Raw genomic sequence first — 15,307 nt, forward strand, 5'->3', positions numbered from 1 at the left:
TTCAGAAAATTCAGGGCGTCACTGAGGCCAGACCATTGAGGTATGTGCTGATGGACGACGCTGCGGCTGTATCAGCCCGATAGATCACCTGTTTTCCCGCACGGCGTGAGGAGACCAGGTGGGCACGCGATAGAATTCCCAGGTGGGAAGATAGCGTGTTTGCAGCGACATTGAGGTGGCGCGCGATTTCTCCCGCCGGCAGGCCTTCAGGCGCCCGGGCGAGGAGGCGGTAGATATCATGCCGAGTCGGTTGCCCCAGCGCAGCCAGGGCCTCGACCATTGCTGATGAGTCCATGGACCAGACTATCAGCGATCCATCCCAACCGGTCAAACGGTTAGTGACGGACAGATCCGTCAGCCAAACCAACAATGTACCGGCCGATGTCCGTTTCGACGTCCGTTGAAACAGCAAATCGGACACCGTTCAATTCTACAATTCCAGAATCATTGAAATGAATGTACAAGTCTGCAAGTGGAGCAAGCGACTCGCGCAGGCTTCTTCTGAAAAGGATGGTGACAGAAAGGGTATCGCAATGCTGACGCATGAGATGTACGAACAGAGAATAGCTGCACGGACCCAGCGCTCAGCGCTGGATTACTTTACCACTTCAGCTCTGTTGGGACGCCCTGATCCGCTAGCCAGCGATAGCCCCGACGATGTGTCATTCGATTTGACCTACAAGATGGTCGATCGCCTCGTGATCGCGGCCGTTGAAACCGGCGCTCGGTTTGAGCGTGACAGCTTGCCGTCCGATCCATTGGCCTGGCTGTATAGCCCGCAGCCTCCGTTTGACGGGGCGCGACCGCTGGAAGCGTGTTTGACAGCGCCGGGGTTGATGAGGTGCATCATGTTCCACTCGCTCGATCTGGAACTGGGCATGCCAAGTGATCTGGTCGATCAAATCCTCCGTCGTGACGCGGGCATGACCGGAGAGACGGTGGCCGGGGGGCTCTGGAATACCGGCAGGGACCGGGACAGTGTCGAACATGGTCGGACGCTTTACACCGCGACGATCGTCGATGTGCAGGTGAGCCAAATCCATCATGTCTACCATGCGATGATGGCCTGCGATCTCGCTGAGGCGAGAGGATTGCTCAGACTTCGTTATGGAAGACAGTTGGCGGACCAGGCTGAGGTCCGCAGAGGGTACGACGCGAGCAACCCGCTGGCGGTCTCTATGGTGTCGGACGCGATGGGGGCGATCTTGGCGATGGTAGCCAGCAATCCTCAAAGTGCGTTGGCTGAAGGGCTGGACCTGCAGCTCGAGTCTAGGTTCGCGCCGTAGAGAGGCGCGCAGGCCATGATGGTCGTCACGATCACAATCTGGCCGGGTGGCGATGAGGCAGCGGCTTTCGATATCGCTCAGATGAAGATCGAGAACGAGAGTAGGCTGGCGGACGTCAGCGACTATACCGCCCGCATCGTCCAGCGGGAGAATTCCCGGATAGGAGTGCTAGGGATGGATACCTGGGTGGGAATATCATCGCATCCGCGCCGGGATGGACCTTGGGCATTGCTCAAGCGGATACTCGATCGCCTCGATTTGCCATCCTGAATGGACGTTCCTAATTCCTCGCTGACGGCGAAAACCCCTACTTCGCTACACCCTCTAAGAACCGGAATGGCCGAAATTGGCCATTCTTGCAGCTCAGAGGATCACGAAAATGAAGTAAAGGAGCAGTCTTACTGACAACCGAAATTTTCGTTGGCGACCCCGGCAGGATTCGAACCTGCGACCATTCGCTTAGAAGGCGGAAATGCCGCGAAAAACTGTCCAGCCCTACCGTGTCCTAAGCGATCCTTGGTGAACATGCGCGAACATTAAAACGGCGTAAAATCAGTGAGATAACTGGTTGGCCTGGTGAATAGACCATTCGCTACTTGTTCGCTTTTGTTCGCGCGTGTAGGTCTATGTTCGCGCCAACCGTGTCCTAAACGTGTCCTGGAAATGGACTGGGATACGCTAAGAGGCTGTTTGGGAAATCGGCGGCAGGGGTTGTCATAGGCGTATCTGCGTGATTCAGGCTCTGGATGTGGACGCAGCAGAGCCGGGGGCGGATGGCCCAGATTGCGAAGAAGACGAAGCGTTATCCCAGTGACCTGACCGATGAGGAATGGGATCGCCTTGCGCCGTTGATGCCCAAGCCGGGTCGTCGAGGCCGTCCCCGCGAGGTGGATTTCCGCGAAGTGATCAACGCGGTCCGCTATCTGGTGCGATCGGGGTGTGGTTGGCGGATGCTGCCGATCCATTTTGGCGCCTGGCAGACGGTCTATGGCTGGTTTCGGGAGCTGGCACGCAGGTTCCTGTTCCAGACGATCCACGACATCGAATTGATGTTGGACCGAGAACGTGAGGGGCGAGAAGCCAGCCCCAGTGCGGCGGTCATCGACAGCCAGTCGGTCAAGGCGCCTTCCGCAGAAAAGCGCGGTTTTGACGCAGGCAAGAAGATCGTCGGTCGCAAGCGGCATATCGCAGTCGACACCGATGGACGCTTGCTGATGGTCAACCTCACTACCGCCGATATCTCCGATAGTGCAGGCGCTCAGGCGATCCTCGATGGCATCCGCAAGCGCTGGCCGTGGGTGAAGCATCTCTTTGCCGATGGCGCCTATGATCGCCTCAAGCTCATGGACAAGGCCAGCTACCTCGACTTTGTCGTGGAGGTCATCCGTCGAAGCGATCGCCAGCAGGGCTTCAAGGTGCTTCCGCGCCGCTGGGTCGTCGAACGCACCTTCGGATGGATGACCCGATGGCGCCGTCTGGTCCGCGACTACGAAAAGCGCATCGACGTCTCACAGGCGATGATCCTCGTCGCCATGGGTGGAAACCTACTACGCCGAAACGCTCATCCCTGATTTTCCAAACGGACTCTAAGGAGGGACGAGATGGGTTTAGAAATCGCAGCGAACGTCAAGTCGATCGAAGGACTGAAAGCGACCGATAACGACGAGCGTTATTCGGTGGTTGGAATCGACAATCTATGGCTCCACGTTTCCGCGAAGGGACGGAAGGTTTGGGTGTGGCGCGGGCGCATCGCGGGAGGCGCAGCGAAGAAATATACGCTTGGGCCGTTTCCGGCATACGGTCTCGGCCAGGCGCGCGAATGGGCAGGCGAGATCAACCTGGCTAAGGGGCAAGGTCGCGATCTCCTCGCTGAGAAAAAAGCGGAGAAGGTTGCGGCGGAAAAGGTCGAAACCGAGACGGTCGATTGGCTTTTCGGCATTTACATGGAGGCCGAAGGCGAGAGCAATCGAACAGCGGGCGAAAAGCGGAGGTGCTACGAAAAGGACATCTCGCCGATTATCGGTATGAAGTCGATCCATGATATCAGTCACGACGATCTGGACGATGTAATTGCAAGGAAAGCGGAAACGGCACTGACCCAGGCCGGTCACGTCTGCAACATCCTCAAGCGCCTGTTTAGGTGGAGCGTCACTACAGGGCGTCGGCAATCAGGGATGAAATTGAATCCTGCGGCGGACTTGGTCCGGCCGCGACCTATTCAAAAGCGGGATCGATACCTGACCGATTACGAGATCGGCCTATTTCTGCGGGCTGTCGAGGAACCTGCGTCGTCATACGCTGCATACGCGGCTGCTTGGTGGCTGATCCTTCACACGGGCGTTCGGCGGGATGAAGCGTTTGGCGCGACGTTCGACGAATTCGATTTTCGAAAGGGCGAGTGGCTGATTCCAGGCAATCGGACGAAGAACGGCGTCGATTTGTTGCTTCCGCTCCCGGCCGTTGTCGTGGATCGACTGCGTGGAATTAACCGTAAGGACGGTCAGAATCTGCTGTGGTTCGCTACGAACAAGGATGGAGACGACAAGAAGCTGAGCGGCTGGACCAAAGCACAAAACGGGTTGATCAAGCGTATGGGCGAACTGGCTGCGGCAGACGGCAAGACCATTGAGCGCTTCACGACGCACGATCTTCGACGGACGCTATCGACCGGAATGAACGGCCTGCTCGATGAAAATGATGACCCACTTATCGCGGAGACCACTGTCGAGCGGGTCATCAATCATGTCGTCGGGGGCGTGGCTGGCGTTTATAACCGCCACAAATACTACAAAGAAAAGAAGGCCGCCCTCCAGCATTGGGCGGACCATCTGGAAGCGATTAGAAAATCGGCCGAGGCGCGGGTTGCTCTCGCTGCTTGATCCAATCTCGGACGGCTTCGCGCTGCCAAGCGATCCGCCGGGGCGAGAGGTTGATGGGGCGGGGGAAATCTCCCGCCCGCCTCAATTCGAAAAATGTGGTGCGGCTGATACGCAGGTAGGCGGTAATATCTTTGACGGTAAGCAGATCGGAATTCATGTCGCGGTTGGACTTTAATGTTGAACGCCGAACATAAGCGGCCCTGACCGATCCGGCCATATTTTTGATTTATCGACGGATCGGAATTTTCCGGCTATCGTCATCGCGCCCCGTCATTCCGACCGTTCGACCAGGCCACGATCGGCAGCGTCCGCAAGGGCTATCAGGCGGGCCAGACGGTCGGTCACGCCGACTGTCCCCCAGCATAGCAATGCGCCATACCGATCAGCGATGAATAGGTCACGGCCGCGTAAAGGTGGCGGGGTGTCCATCCAAAGGCTTTGCGAACGGCGGCCATCTGTTCTTCTTCGGCCAATTGTTCGGCCGAGATTGTGTCTCGCCACATAAGGGCGAAAAAGACCGCATCGACTTCATCAGTGAACGTCAGCTTCCGGCCGTCGATGCGATGATCTGCGTGTGCGTTCTCTTCTATCCAAACACCCAAGCGGCCGACCAGGCGTTCGCCACGCTTCCCCTGGGACCATTCACGAAAGGTCAGGTCGCGGGTTTGCAAGAGGGATCGCGGCAGTGTGAAAGTCGTGGTCGTCATCCCTTCACCTCCAGTTTCGGGGTCAGCACGGCCTGGCCGATCGACGACAAGATCGCTTCGAGATCGTGGTGCATCGCCGCGTTGGTGGGACCGTCCGGGTCGAGCATGTCGAGCAGCCGGTCGATTTTTGCGTGAAGCGCTTTGATGTTGGCTTCGACGGATACGAGGCGCTGCGTAATGGTTCGGTCGATGGTCATGCCGCGCCCTCCGCGATCATGTCTCGGTGCGTCTGGACGAAGTGACCAAGGGCACGGCGATGCGGTGACGCTTGCAGAACCAGGCGGCCGTCGATGACCTGGACGGTCGAATAGATGGCGGCGTCGAGGTCAGCGCCGATGCGCTTCGAAGCGCGGGCGATGAAATCGTGGACATCGTCGATGTCATAGTCGGCGCAGAAATCCTCGGCGAATTCGCTGACAATCGACGGGAAGTCGAGCAGGCGGGAAAGGTCAAATGTGATCATTGTCTGTGGTCTCTCTTTTAATGGATGGTGGTCGTGGTGGTGGCGGCGCGACGCTTGTCGGCGGCATTTTCGCGAGGCGTGGCCCAGCGCAGATTTTTCAAGCGATTGTCGGCGCGGTCGGAGTTCGGCCAATGTGCGGCTTGTGCGTTTTCGAAGGGCGGAGGGCCGACGTGGGCCATCAGCACCAGGCGATGGACGTATTGCCGGTGCGGCTTTCCATCACGGTAAAGGATGACCTGGAGATAGCCGGTGCCGTTTGAGGCTGGCGACATCGTGGTTGCGCGCGGGCCTCGAACGGTTCCGAATTCGCTGACGCTATAGCCGGGGAAGCCAGGGATCGGCTTGAAGGTCTCGGTGGAAGTAGTCGGGGTGGCGACGTGGCCAAATGCAGTAACGGATAACATCAGAAACACCTAAAATTAAATTCTGATGTTATTTAGGTTCGAGAATGGATTGTTATATTTGGACTTAATTTCGAAAGGTGATATAAGAGGAATGTCTTTAAGACTGTTTCTTTTCAAACTACGACTTGCCCCGGATCGCGATGGTCCGGGGCAGTTTTGTTTCGTCAGGCGGCCTTTTTCGCCTTCGCTTCTGCCCGCTGCCGGGCTTTTTTCTCGCGCTGATGTTCTCGCTCTTCCTCGGGTGTGCGCTTCGGTTTCGACGGTCGTCCGGCTCGCTTCGCTTCGGCGGTGGCGAAGCCCAGATCGACCAGGACGAGGTTCGTGCGGAAATGGCCGACGTTGTCGAAGTAGGCCTGGAGGGCTTCGGCCTGGACACGGTCGTAAACAGCGATGGTCAGGGGGCGATCGTCGTTGGCGCGGCGGCCGATCCGGTTCGCGAACTGAACGAGGTCTTCCGTCTCGCGTGCCTTGACGACCTGGGCGGGCGAGACGCCCAACGTTTCGAGGATGGCGATTTCCGAAGGCGCGGGCTTGGCGGAATAGATCATCGTTGCCATCGTCAGCGCGCCGAATTTGTCCGTTCCGGCCTGGCGCGGGGAAAGGTGCTGGCCCGGCATGGCGCCCAGCTTTTCGGCTTGGCGCAGATTGGCGGTCCAGATGTGGCTAATGGGATCGACGTTGACGTGACGCCCCTGGTCGTCGGTCTGGCGCATCCACTTGCCGATCGCCCCCAGGCGGGTCTTTCCGTCCGTGCTGTCGAACAGGTAGCCGGTCGCGCCGTGGTTCTCGGCGAAATAACGGATCGTCAGGTCGCGATGGGCAAACGCAGCGGCCGACAGCGGCGGCAGGGGAACGAACCCGATGCGCGGGCAGCGATTGCGCCAGATAAGTGCGGTGACGCTTTCGTCAAACGCATTCGCGACGATCTCGACCCGGTCGAACGCTTCGAGTTCAGTGGGGAGCCACAGGCTATGCCAGGTCCAGGCGCGCTTGCGATTGTCCATTTCCGGCCAGCCCCGAAGATCGACATAAACCCGTGTCCGACCAGACACGACGCGACGGTGGAAAAGGTCCAGCGATCGCATGATGGTGTCGCTGGCCACGTCGGCGGCGGCGGGCGCGTCAGAATAGGCGCGCACTTGCGCGTATGGACGACCATCGTCCGCAGGGATCAGTTCGTATCGTGCCGCGAACCAGGCGCTGCCCAGGGCGTGGGTGACCAGTTCTTCGCGGAAAAACGCGTTCGGCGCTTCGTCGATGCAGCAGGTCCACCCCTCGAATTTCGACAGGTCTGACAGCCGCAGGGCTTCATGGGTTGTGACGACGACCATATGGCCGGTCGTGTAGGTGGTCGGCAGCGCCTCGATATCGACCCGGACGGACGCGGAACCGTCCGGGTGGTTCTGGTCACGGCTATAGACTTCGCGGATGACGGGGCTGGTGCCTGCCTGAACGGCCTGCTCGCGGAGCTTGCGGACGGCTTCGCCGATCATCTCGCGGCGATCGACGGCAAGGAGGTAGAGACCCGGTGTGGTAACGATACGGTCGCGCTGTGCGTGGGATTTGCCAGCGGCGCAGCGCTCGGCAGAGTAGAAAATTGTTGTCATGTTTCCTTTCAAAATATTAATATTCAAGTGTCCCTTCGCGCTAGTATTTGTCCCCAAAAATCCTTAGTATATTAAGAATAAAAAGGGACAAATTTCTTCGAATGAATGAACAATACGAAGTATATACCAGTTCGGCAGGTCCACATATATTTATCTAAACGCGTCGAAATCGAGGCCGTAGGTCTCGATGAAGGCGCCGGTGACGTGGTCGCTCGCGATCACGGCGCCCGATCATCTGGCGCTGGAACGCTACAGCGTCTTCGCGGATGAAAATGCGGATGATCCGGCATGTCGAAATCACCAAGTCATCTGGCTTCGCGAATTTCGAAATTGCGGATTGCCTGGCGGACGGATGATTGCCCGCTTGGGCGGGCCGGGATCATTCGCACGAACATGATACGGCGCGCCCAACGCTGCGCGTCGGTCACGGGTCGGGTCGATCCCCGTCTTCGACGGGAACAACCCGATATCCTGCCTTTCGGCCTCCTCGACGCCCCTGACCCTTATTTTGACCCGGCGAAGCCGGGCGATACTAGCGCCGGGGACACGTCCTAGCGGATCATCAAAGCCACCGAAATTTGAACAGGGCGGCGTCAGCGAAGTCGTCGAAGATAATCGTCGATCGGGTTCCGACGCGCGTTTCCCACCGGCCGGTCGCGTTCTCGCGGAGCCAATCGGCCACGTCGTCTTTGAGCCGCGCTTCGATCACTACGATGTCACCGGTCGGCGCGGTGCGGCACCCTCGACGCACACGGAGGTGGGCGGGAAGATCGTATTCAACCATTGGTCAGCACTCCCGCCAGCGCAGCAGGTCGAAGCGCCAGATAGGCGGCGGGGAATTGCACCAGGTCGAGCCAGTGCGCGGGCGGATCGTCCGACGCATTGGCGTCCAGCAGGAGCGCCCAGGCGACAAAGGCCAGACTGGCGCCGGTAAACATGCGCGTGGCGGCGTGCGGGCCGATCGAGACATGTGTGACGTTGAACGATGGATGGGCGATCGTCTCGACGGTGATCGCGTCCCGTTCCGAGATCGTGATGGTTGCGCCTTCGAGGTGATGGTGTCCGTCCACCCGGCCCCGGAAGATGGAGGCGGCGATGGCGTGAATTTCGACGAGAATGGTCTTTGTCGTGCTGTTCATCAGATATGGCTCCCCCGACGACCGGAGCGCCCCGCGCGCCCCGGAATGTGGTTTTCAACGATGTTGGAAAGGTTCGGTGCGACCCGAAGGGCGGCCTGGTTAGGCGGCTTTAGACGTGCGGCTTTCTACCGTTTTTGCGTTCAGCCGATCGAAACAAGAATCCATGCAGTGCGTGCGATAATTTCGGCCACTGTGCGCTCTGGTTGCCATCATCGTCGAGAGAGCGGTGTCATCGAGCCAAGTGGGTTTCACGATGAAGCAAGCGGAGCCGATCGTGCCGTTGAAACCCATCGTGATGCCCGCCGTTTCCGGGTCCATTTCCAGGACGCGGCGAACCACTTCGCGGGAAGGATTATGAACGAAGAATTTCAATTGCGGGCTGCGGGGATCACCGTGCGTGATCACGTGCTTATGCATGCGCTTCTTTGCTGCGGCCAAATCTTCGGGGTCATACACAAGCATGTTGGCACCGACCCGGTTCAATCGGGGGCCATACTGCTCGCCCCCGCGCTGCAAAGCTTCTTTGCCTGTGGCGTATGAACAATGGCGCCAGCTACCGTTCGTGTAATCCCAATCAACATCACCCCGGAGAGATTTGTTTCGCGGGAGCTTGGCGAGTGCATCGCGCAGCACTGCGGCTGCAATCTCGCCATATGCAAAAGTGGTCATATTACGATTCTCCCTTACGAGTCTTTTTCGCCGGTTGTGTGGGCTGTTTCGGGTTTGCCCGAGGCCAAATCCCTCGGGTTTTCAGGGTGTTCAGAATTTCACGCATCTTGTTCATTCGGCAATATTTCCTTTTCCCCGCCAGAACGTCTGGCGGGTTGCTGTAAGTCAGAATGTCGGGGGTGCCCGCTGCCTGCTGCGCAGGTTTTCAGGGGCGGGATGCGGCTTGTTAGCCGGAAGGGCGGATGATCATGGCGTGGCGCTTTCTGTATGTCGAAAGCGCGGAATTGCGCTGACGGAGACGCCTCTAGCGTCGCCGAATCGATCGCGCAACAGAAATCATTGATTTTGGAGAAAAATCTCCGGGATTGTTCCCGTATACCTCTTTCAATTCAAAAGTCAAAATCGAAAGTGGTATACGCACAAATTAATTCAGCAGGTCAGCGCCGGTGCCGATCAAGGCAAATCGCCTGGCCGTTCCTCCAGTCGCAGAATCCTACCCAGCTTGGTCCCGACCTCCAGCATTTCGTCCTGACCTAAGCGATGCTTATTCCGCAGTCGTTCTATATCGGCCGAGTCCGGCACGATCCCGGCGAGTCGTGATACGTGTTCGTATCCTTTGGCTGCGTCGTCTGCCGCTTTCTGAAGATAGTCCGACATGGCTCGCGCCGTCGGCTCCGGAGTGCAAACGTCATTGACCTGCTGCGCTGTCCACTTGGTCTTCCCGCGAGCAGTCTTGATCGGGCTTCCAGGATGGCGAACGTTATAATCGGTGAGCCACCGCGCGACGGCGCTATCACTATCCCGCGCACCAGCAGTGCGTATCTCTCGACGCGCCTGACGAATGTGGGTCATCATCGTCATCGCAAAATGCAGCTTCGCCTTCTGTTTCGCGTAACTCGATTCTTCTTGTGCGCTGCCCATCTGTGGCCCTGGTCGATCTGGTTCGACGGCCGTCTAACGATCACTTTCAATCGTGTCAGCCCTTGCACGATTGAATTCGCGTATTCAGGTCCATCGGTCGCCCCTATTACGGCCGGGTCAACGCGGTGGCCACCCATTGATAGATGATCGAACCCCGGTTCGCCCATTTCCTTCCCCTCGACGCCTGGGGGACACTATCGGACCCCGGTCCATATGTGTCGCGGCGCACATCATGATCCGCGCCAGTCCGCCTGGCAGATCGTCGATCGCTGGTGACGTAATCACCGACTGAACTTGACCCCGGTCAATGCCCAATAATGGCGCGCCATTTTTATAATTTTTGAAGGAAGCAAACGCATGAATTTTGCCGATTGGATGACTGTGCCCGAACGAAATGCGGTCGCCGCAGGATTCCGCCTTGCCCGCGAAAGTGTCGGGCTGGTCGTCGCTGGTGATTGGCCGGTCGCCTGGTTGAGCGGGCCGGGCGGCATCGGCAAGACGGTGATCACGAAGACCGCCATCAAAGTGTGGCAGGAGAAAGGCCTGGAGCCTGTCTTCGCCAATCCTGCCAATTCCCGCGAATTGCTTGCCGCTCTGAAGACCGCGAAGGGAAAACGTCCGGTCATTATGGAAGAAGCCGACACGATTTTCCGAAGCGACAAGTGCCTGAACATTCTCAAAATCGCGACCGATCGAAAAGGCACCGGCTTCTACGATAATGTTCGGGTGACCGCGCCGCTGATCATCGCGACGAACGCGCCGCTTCATGATTTGACAGTTTGGGACAAAAAACTGCGCCCCCATATCGAAGCGTTGTTCAACCGGGTGCCACCTGTGACCATCAGCTTCGACCGGCATGCCAATTGGCAGTATGCCTGCTACCTTGCGCTTTCAACCGACATGCTGCGTTGGACGCCGAGAGGTCGGACGATCAGCGCTGCGACGACTGCACGAGCGCTGTCCTGGTTCACCACCCATATCAATGAAATCGAATTGCTGTCCGCCCGCACCCTTTGCAACATCGCAGAGTGGATGACCATCCTGACTCCGAATGCGCTGGAATCCAAGCTGAACAGCATTTGTCGCCCTGCGGTCGGCAATCATCTCCCGATCCCGCTGATCGATTGGGATGCGGTCGTCGCGGAGATGATCGAAGTCCGTCGATCGAACAGGAAAATGGCGGCCTGAAACGAAAATGGCCCCGACCATTTCCATGATCGGGGCCGGTGCTCCTGGACCGTCGTCCAAGGGCGGGTCGCGCGGCGCGGGTAGCAGCATCGCGCGGAACTGTCACCGGCGCAGCCTGGCGAGAAGCCGTTTATATTCTTCGTCGGTTGTCGGGCCGATCGACGGGCTGTCCGGCGCGCCATCGTGGGCCTGTAACCATGCCCATTTTGCGCCGCACGACCGGCAGCGAAGCCTATTCGACGCGGCGATCAGATTGGTCTCCCACCTTCGCGCTACGAAGAGTGCCAGCAATGGCTTTGCCTCGACCGTTCGTTCGGCCTTGCACCGCTTGCAACCAATCCGCACCGCGAAACCCCCGGCGACCAGTTTGTGGAGATCGTCTGCCCGGTTGCGCTCGTATCGACGGTGGTCATCGCGATTCATCCCGCGATTATACGGGAGAACATTTGGGGAACGAAAGGCTCTCGCATAAATATCTGATGCGAACCATTACCCCGATTGATTGGCCGATCCTGCCGGACGGCCCGCGCCCCACGAAATGACCATCAGCGCTAAAGATATCCGCTTGATGCCGATCGCGTCCCGTGATGCGAACGCCATGGTCGCGAAGCTGCATTACAGCGGAAAATGGGTGCGAAATTCACAGCTTCACCTGGGGGCGTTTGTTGGCGCGGACTGCCTCGGTGTGATGTCGTTCGGTCCCAGTATGGACAAGTCGAAAGTGCTGCCATTGGTCGCCGGGACCGCCTGGTATGACATGCTCGAACTGAACCGGATGGCCTTTTCGGATGCCTTGCCGCGAAATTCGGAATCGCGATGTCTGGCGATGGCGCGCAAGCTGATCTTTCGCCAATATCCCAACATCGAATGGCTGCTGACGTTCGCCGATGGCACGCAGTGCGGCGACGGGACGATCTACAGGGCCAGCGGGTGGGAACTGTCGGGCATCCGACCGAACCGAACGATTTACGAGTTCCCAACAGTCGGCCGTCGATACGCAGCCATGACCTTGGAGGCCCATTGGTCCGGCGAGACCGTTCGACAGCTATGTCGCGATCTTGGCGTTCCGCACGAATATCGCACGCGCACGACCTGGTGCAAAATGGGGCTGGCCCGGCCGCTGCCAGGGTTCCAATTGCGTTACATGACCTTTCGTGACCGGTCTGTCCGCGACCGCCTGACAGTGCCAATCCTGCCGAACAGTGCCATCGACGACGCTGCTGCGCGGATGGTTCGCGGCGAGGCTAAATAACAGGCGTTCGAAGCAGGCGATGGATCGGTGCCCCCGATCACAGCGGATCGGCAGCGGATACCCGAACGCTCCAACCACGTCATCAGTTAGGCGTCATTGACGCCCATTTTCAGTTTGCCTCCTGGGCGTCATTGGCGTAGAGGGATGGCATGCAGACGGTAGTCGAAACTCCAACCTATATCAACGCTGCCAAAGCGGCAGGCATCACCGATGACGAGCGCACGGCTATCGTCGATCACATTGCCGCGAACCCGACAATCGGTGACATCATCGAAGGCGGCGGCGGGGTTCGCAAGGTTCGGGTGCCGCGCGAAGGAAAAGGGAAGAGCGGAGGTTACCGCGTGATCACCTATTACCAGAACGCTGACGAACCGGTCTTTTTGATCACCGTCCTGTCGAAGTCCAAGCAGGACAATTTGACGGACGACCAGAAGAAGAAAGCCAGGGCTGCGGCGAAAGAGATTAAGAAAGGAGAATGATCGTGGATGACGAAGATTTCGCCGGGATCATGTCCGGCCTGAACGATGTGAAGGACTATTACGCGGGCAAGCGCGAAGGTTTTGTGGTCCACGAACCGGTGGACGTGAAGGCAGTTCGCGCAGCGACCAAGCTGTCCCAGGCCAGGTTTGCAGAGGTGTATCATCTGCCCTTGCCGACCGTGAAAGGATGGGAGCAGAACCGTCGGGCGCCAGACCAGCCTGCCCGCGTCCTGTTGCAGATGATCGCTGCCGACCCGACCGGCGTCGCGAAGATGATCGAGCGGATCGCGCAACCGGCCTAAATTGGGACGTTCAGAAAATGAACGTTAGATTAATGCGCTTGCCAACTATCCCGGAACGGCGCATGTTTCGATCGCGACCCGAAGGCTGTAACAAGTCTTCAAATAAACTCGGCCCATCCGAACTGTCGGGTGGGCCGTTTCTTTTTCCGCGACGGTTAACGCTATCTTCGCATTTGTGGCGTAATTCATGTCGAACAAGAGATCGCCATTTTCCCGGCGTTCCGAATTCAGCAGCGGCAAATAATAGTGGCCCGATCGTCTCCCTGGTCGGGCCAATTTTTTTGACTCGAAAGCTCGCTTTGCGTAGCGTCGAAGTTGGGCGGTCCCGCAGACGCGGTCAATCTCCCCCGACTGCGTCGTTCAGCGGTTGGGGCCGTCCAACCACATTGCGTTAAATACGTGATGCCCGACAAGCCGCCGATATTCGGCCGAAAGAAGCCCGCCCAGCGCTTCGGTGGATCGCCCCATCTGCGTGATCATTCGAGCGCGTATCGGCGCCTGTGTGCCCGCATATTGGCCCAGGAGCCGCTGTGCCGATACTGCCGACACGACAGTCGCATCACGCCTGCGCGGGTGGTCGATCACATCGTCGCGCTGGCGCTGGGGGGAAACAATGACGGGGGCAACCTGGCCCCCGCATGTCGTGACTGCAATGATGCGAAAGGGAGGGTTGAAGCGCGGTTCGTTCGCCGTGGCCATGATATCGCGGATATCATGGCTGACCAGGAACTGACGGACTGGATCAAGCGCGGCAGGCGTCGTCCCGACGGTTGAACCAGTCGTCAGCACGCGGGAGCCAAAGCGCGATGACGCCAGCGATTTGCGTGACGGTCGATGCGATCGGAAATTCGCGGATCACGTCGTCGGCGTAAAAGAACTGCGCCGCCCAAACAAGAAAAGCAGCCCCGGCCAGGACCGCCAGCGACAGCCATCCCCGCGCGATCCGCGACCGTCCCAGCAACGCCAACGCGGGAACGAGGAAGAACGCGACCAGCACGATGATGAATGGTCCGGCCAGGTCGCCGAAAGCAGCCTGAACCGGGCCGACGTTGATGACGTTGTCGGCGATCGTATAGCCGATGGTGCCGATCAGTGTCGCGGCGCCGAATGCCGCTGAAAATGGTATGCGCATAATGGTTTGCCTCCGTGTGAAACCAGTCGAGGAGGCAGATATTTAGCGGGCTGTCGAGGCCCGAACGCTAAATAGAGACGTTGCTCCCGTGCTGTCGGATCGCGGTGACGACCAACGATCCGGCAGCACAATCGTCCCTTATAGTGGGGCGGGTAAAATCATAATATACCATATATTGGGACTACCGCAGTCCAGGTAAATTTTCACGCGTCCGAATTAAAATTCGGGGTCAAAGACGGAGAGCGCCAACAACGAAGGCTGCATCGTATGAATACCCCCGACTACCTGCGTCTGCCGAATCCACCAAACCAACCAGCTTTCGATCGTCGTTCAGAAGCGGCCCACCAGAAAAGCCGCCTTTTAGATCAGCGTCAAAGAAGACCCGGAAGGTGCCAAGGGTCGCCTTTCCGGTCACACTGCTAAGCGTCGGCCATGATGGCGCATCGGCCGCGTATCCCCATGCGGTAACATTGTCGCCGTCCGCCACGCTTCCAACGTCTGACTTCGTAAACACTCGGAATGTTTCGGCGCATTTGTTGAACCAATCCTCCGGCGCAGAAATCGCGATCATATCTGGCTTGACACCATCAATGGGAGCGATGTGATTGAACGTCGGTTCGCCGTCTTCGAACAGTGAAAGGGTGAAGCCCATTTCCTCGACTGCAAAGACAGTGATTTTGTTTGCCCACCGTGAATAGTCTTCATCGGCCTTTGCCCCAATGGCATTATGCGCGGCGGTCACGATCCACTTGCCATTGTCACCGGAAAACAAGAATCCGCTTCCGCCCTTCAGATCGTCAGGATGCAACGGGGTTCGGCAGATAAGCGGGATAGCATCGATCATATTGAATTCCCCTTTATGGCTAACGGATGCCTGTA

At 58.3% G+C, this 15,307-nt stretch carries 23 protein-coding genes and 1 tRNA gene; 10 read left to right on the forward strand and 14 right to left on the reverse strand.

Annotated elements, in window-relative coordinates:
- Positions 1-10: 10 nt before the first annotated feature.
- Positions 11-421 (reverse strand): ArsR/SmtB family transcription factor, encoded by a 411-nt coding sequence (locus tag VHN57_RS01880; RefSeq protein WP_201038968.1) that lies wholly within the window; start codon positions 419-421, stop codon positions 11-13.
- Between the two features lie 112 nt (positions 422-533).
- Between VHN57_RS01880 and VHN57_RS01885 the strand changes: the two genes are divergently transcribed.
- Together VHN57_RS01885 and VHN57_RS01890 are read left to right on the forward strand one after the other, a co-directional pair.
- Positions 534-1,286, forward strand: coding sequence for a hypothetical protein (locus VHN57_RS01885; protein WP_234780504.1), 753 nt, complete (start codon positions 534-536; stop codon positions 1,284-1,286).
- Between the two features lie 15 nt (positions 1,287-1,301).
- Entirely contained in the window at positions 1,302-1,556 is a 255-nt protein-coding gene (locus VHN57_RS01890) for a hypothetical protein (protein WP_063141252.1), read from the forward strand.
- A 151-nt stretch (positions 1,557-1,707) separates the two neighbouring features.
- Here the strand turns inward: VHN57_RS01890 and VHN57_RS01895 are convergent.
- Positions 1,708-1,776 (reverse strand) — tRNA-Ser (locus VHN57_RS01895).
- A 256-nt stretch (positions 1,777-2,032) separates the two neighbouring features.
- Between VHN57_RS01895 and VHN57_RS01900 the strand changes: the two genes are divergently transcribed.
- On the forward strand, positions 2,033-2,857 hold the full coding sequence (locus tag VHN57_RS01900; protein WP_125990377.1) for an IS5 family transposase: 825 nt from the start codon (positions 2,033-2,035) through the stop codon (positions 2,855-2,857).
- 30 nt (positions 2,858-2,887) lie between these two features.
- The gene (locus VHN57_RS01905; protein WP_423282489.1) at positions 2,888-4,165 is read left to right on the forward strand and encodes a tyrosine-type recombinase/integrase; all 1,278 of its coding nucleotides are present in this window, start codon (positions 2,888-2,890) and stop codon (positions 4,163-4,165) included.
- Here the strand turns inward: VHN57_RS01905 and VHN57_RS01910 are convergent.
- The 6 genes from VHN57_RS01910 to VHN57_RS01935 all read right to left on the reverse strand — a co-directional run bounded on the left by VHN57_RS01910 (position 4,125) and on the right by VHN57_RS01935 (position 7,373).
- Positions 4,125-4,382 carry a helix-turn-helix transcriptional regulator gene (locus tag VHN57_RS01910; protein ID WP_423282491.1) on the reverse strand — a complete coding sequence of 86 codons (258 nt, stop codon included), beginning with the start codon at positions 4,380-4,382 and terminating at the stop codon, positions 4,125-4,127. The two genes, VHN57_RS01905 and VHN57_RS01910, sit on opposite strands and share 41 nt — an antisense overlap.
- A gap of 124 nt (positions 4,383-4,506) precedes the next feature.
- On the reverse strand, positions 4,507-4,872 hold the full coding sequence (locus VHN57_RS01915) for a hypothetical protein (protein ID WP_423282493.1): 366 nt from the start codon (positions 4,870-4,872) through the stop codon (positions 4,507-4,509).
- On the reverse strand, positions 4,869-5,069 hold the full coding sequence (locus tag VHN57_RS01920) for a hypothetical protein (RefSeq protein WP_423282495.1): 201 nt from the start codon (positions 5,067-5,069) through the stop codon (positions 4,869-4,871). Before VHN57_RS01920 ends, VHN57_RS01915 begins: the two co-directional genes overlap by 4 nt.
- Positions 5,066-5,335 (reverse strand): hypothetical protein, encoded by a 270-nt coding sequence (locus VHN57_RS01925; RefSeq protein WP_423282497.1) that lies wholly within the window; start codon positions 5,333-5,335, stop codon positions 5,066-5,068. The genes VHN57_RS01920 and VHN57_RS01925 overlap by 4 nt, the downstream gene beginning before the upstream one ends.
- Before the next feature lie 17 nt (positions 5,336-5,352).
- Complete coding sequence (locus VHN57_RS01930) at positions 5,353-5,739, reverse strand: NUMOD4 motif-containing HNH endonuclease (RefSeq protein WP_423282499.1); 387 nt, start codon at positions 5,737-5,739, stop codon at positions 5,353-5,355.
- Positions 5,740-5,903: 164 nt separating this feature from the next.
- Positions 5,904-7,373, reverse strand: a complete 1,470-nt coding sequence (locus tag VHN57_RS01935) for a hypothetical protein (protein WP_423282501.1) — start codon at positions 7,371-7,373, stop codon at positions 5,904-5,906.
- A 160-nt stretch (positions 7,374-7,533) separates the two neighbouring features.
- Between VHN57_RS01935 and VHN57_RS01940 the strand changes: the two genes are divergently transcribed.
- Positions 7,534-7,743 (forward strand): hypothetical protein, encoded by a 210-nt coding sequence (locus tag VHN57_RS01940; protein ID WP_423282503.1) that lies wholly within the window; start codon positions 7,534-7,536, stop codon positions 7,741-7,743.
- 165 nt (positions 7,744-7,908) lie between these two features.
- On the opposite strand, the gene VHN57_RS01945 is transcribed toward VHN57_RS01940, so the two are convergent.
- From VHN57_RS01945 to VHN57_RS01960, 4 genes are all read right to left on the reverse strand, one after another.
- The gene (locus tag VHN57_RS01945) at positions 7,909-8,130 is read right to left on the reverse strand and encodes a hypothetical protein (RefSeq protein WP_423282505.1); all 222 of its coding nucleotides are present in this window, start codon (positions 8,128-8,130) and stop codon (positions 7,909-7,911) included.
- Complete coding sequence (locus VHN57_RS01950) at positions 8,123-8,485, reverse strand: hypothetical protein (protein ID WP_423282507.1); 363 nt, start codon at positions 8,483-8,485, stop codon at positions 8,123-8,125. Before VHN57_RS01950 ends, VHN57_RS01945 begins: the two co-directional genes overlap by 8 nt.
- 99 nt (positions 8,486-8,584) lie before the next feature.
- Entirely contained in the window at positions 8,585-9,154 is a 570-nt protein-coding gene (locus tag VHN57_RS01955; protein WP_423282509.1) for a hypothetical protein, read from the reverse strand.
- 453 nt (positions 9,155-9,607) lie between these two features.
- On the reverse strand, positions 9,608-10,075 hold the full coding sequence (locus VHN57_RS01960; RefSeq protein ID WP_137405487.1) for a hypothetical protein: 468 nt from the start codon (positions 10,073-10,075) through the stop codon (positions 9,608-9,610).
- A gap of 357 nt (positions 10,076-10,432) precedes the next feature.
- On the opposite strand from VHN57_RS01960, the gene VHN57_RS01965 reads away from it, so the two are divergent.
- The 5 genes from VHN57_RS01965 to VHN57_RS01985 all read left to right on the forward strand — a co-directional run bounded on the left by VHN57_RS01965 (position 10,433) and on the right by VHN57_RS01985 (position 14,070).
- Positions 10,433-11,263 carry a hypothetical protein gene (locus VHN57_RS01965; protein WP_423282511.1) on the forward strand — a complete coding sequence of 277 codons (831 nt, stop codon included), beginning with the start codon at positions 10,433-10,435 and terminating at the stop codon, positions 11,261-11,263.
- Positions 11,264-11,801: 538 nt separating this feature from the next.
- Positions 11,802-12,515 (forward strand): Mom family adenine methylcarbamoylation protein, encoded by a 714-nt coding sequence (locus VHN57_RS01970; protein ID WP_423282513.1) that lies wholly within the window; start codon positions 11,802-11,804, stop codon positions 12,513-12,515.
- A 149-nt stretch (positions 12,516-12,664) separates the two neighbouring features.
- Entirely contained in the window at positions 12,665-12,994 is a 330-nt protein-coding gene (locus VHN57_RS01975; protein WP_137405484.1) for a type II toxin-antitoxin system RelE/ParE family toxin, read from the forward strand.
- A gap of 2 nt (positions 12,995-12,996) precedes the next feature.
- Complete coding sequence (locus tag VHN57_RS01980) at positions 12,997-13,296, forward strand: helix-turn-helix domain-containing protein (RefSeq protein WP_423282515.1); 300 nt, start codon at positions 12,997-12,999, stop codon at positions 13,294-13,296.
- A gap of 402 nt (positions 13,297-13,698) precedes the next feature.
- Entirely contained in the window at positions 13,699-14,070 is a 372-nt protein-coding gene (locus tag VHN57_RS01985; RefSeq protein ID WP_423282517.1) for an HNH endonuclease signature motif containing protein, read from the forward strand.
- Here the strand turns inward: VHN57_RS01985 and VHN57_RS01990 are convergent.
- The gene (locus tag VHN57_RS01990; protein WP_423282519.1) at positions 14,039-14,428 is read right to left on the reverse strand and encodes a hypothetical protein; all 390 of its coding nucleotides are present in this window, start codon (positions 14,426-14,428) and stop codon (positions 14,039-14,041) included. The two genes, VHN57_RS01985 and VHN57_RS01990, sit on opposite strands and share 32 nt — an antisense overlap.
- Before the next feature lie 229 nt (positions 14,429-14,657).
- The gene (locus VHN57_RS01995; protein WP_423282521.1) at positions 14,658-15,272 is read right to left on the reverse strand and encodes a trypsin-like peptidase domain-containing protein; all 615 of its coding nucleotides are present in this window, start codon (positions 15,270-15,272) and stop codon (positions 14,658-14,660) included.
- Positions 15,273-15,307: the final 35 nt, after the last annotated feature.

Source organism: Sphingobium salicis subsp. salicis, from assembly GCF_049472635.1.
In the GTDB taxonomy this organism is placed as follows: Bacteria; Pseudomonadota; Alphaproteobacteria; order Sphingomonadales; family Sphingomonadaceae; genus Sphingobium; species Sphingobium yanoikuyae_A.

Coding starts and splice junctions, on each gene's coding strand:
- VHN57_RS01885 (WP_234780504.1), top strand. CDS start 534: ATGCTGACGCATGAGATGTACGAACAGAGAATAGCTGCACGGACCCAG.
- VHN57_RS01890 (WP_063141252.1), top strand. CDS start 1,302: ATGATGGTCGTCACGATCACAATCTGGCCGGGTGGCGATGAGGCAGCG.
- VHN57_RS01900 (WP_125990377.1), top strand. CDS start 2,033: ATGTGGACGCAGCAGAGCCGGGGGCGGATGGCCCAGATTGCGAAGAAG.
- VHN57_RS01905 (WP_423282489.1), top strand. CDS start 2,888: ATGGGTTTAGAAATCGCAGCGAACGTCAAGTCGATCGAAGGACTGAAA.
- VHN57_RS01910 (WP_423282491.1), bottom strand. CDS start 4,382: ATGGCCGGATCGGTCAGGGCCGCTTATGTTCGGCGTTCAACATTAAAG.
- VHN57_RS01915 (WP_423282493.1), bottom strand. CDS start 4,872: ATGACGACCACGACTTTCACACTGCCGCGATCCCTCTTGCAAACCCGC.
- VHN57_RS01920 (WP_423282495.1), bottom strand. CDS start 5,069: ATGACCATCGACCGAACCATTACGCAGCGCCTCGTATCCGTCGAAGCC.
- VHN57_RS01925 (WP_423282497.1), bottom strand. CDS start 5,335: ATGATCACATTTGACCTTTCCCGCCTGCTCGACTTCCCGTCGATTGTC.
- VHN57_RS01930 (WP_423282499.1), bottom strand. CDS start 5,739: ATGTTATCCGTTACTGCATTTGGCCACGTCGCCACCCCGACTACTTCC.
- VHN57_RS01940 (WP_423282503.1), top strand. CDS start 7,534: ATGAAGGCGCCGGTGACGTGGTCGCTCGCGATCACGGCGCCCGATCAT.
- VHN57_RS01945 (WP_423282505.1), bottom strand. CDS start 8,130: ATGGTTGAATACGATCTTCCCGCCCACCTCCGTGTGCGTCGAGGGTGC.
- VHN57_RS01950 (WP_423282507.1), bottom strand. CDS start 8,485: ATGAACAGCACGACAAAGACCATTCTCGTCGAAATTCACGCCATCGCC.
- VHN57_RS01955 (WP_423282509.1), bottom strand. CDS start 9,154: ATGACCACTTTTGCATATGGCGAGATTGCAGCCGCAGTGCTGCGCGAT.
- VHN57_RS01960 (WP_137405487.1), bottom strand. CDS start 10,075: ATGGGCAGCGCACAAGAAGAATCGAGTTACGCGAAACAGAAGGCGAAG.
- VHN57_RS01965 (WP_423282511.1), top strand. CDS start 10,433: ATGAATTTTGCCGATTGGATGACTGTGCCCGAACGAAATGCGGTCGCC.
- VHN57_RS01970 (WP_423282513.1), top strand. CDS start 11,802: ATGACCATCAGCGCTAAAGATATCCGCTTGATGCCGATCGCGTCCCGT.
- VHN57_RS01975 (WP_137405484.1), top strand. CDS start 12,665: ATGCAGACGGTAGTCGAAACTCCAACCTATATCAACGCTGCCAAAGCG.
- VHN57_RS01985 (WP_423282517.1), top strand. CDS start 13,699: ATGCCCGACAAGCCGCCGATATTCGGCCGAAAGAAGCCCGCCCAGCGC.
- VHN57_RS01990 (WP_423282519.1), bottom strand. CDS start 14,428: ATGCGCATACCATTTTCAGCGGCATTCGGCGCCGCGACACTGATCGGC.
- VHN57_RS01995 (WP_423282521.1), bottom strand. CDS start 15,272: ATGATCGATGCTATCCCGCTTATCTGCCGAACCCCGTTGCATCCTGAC.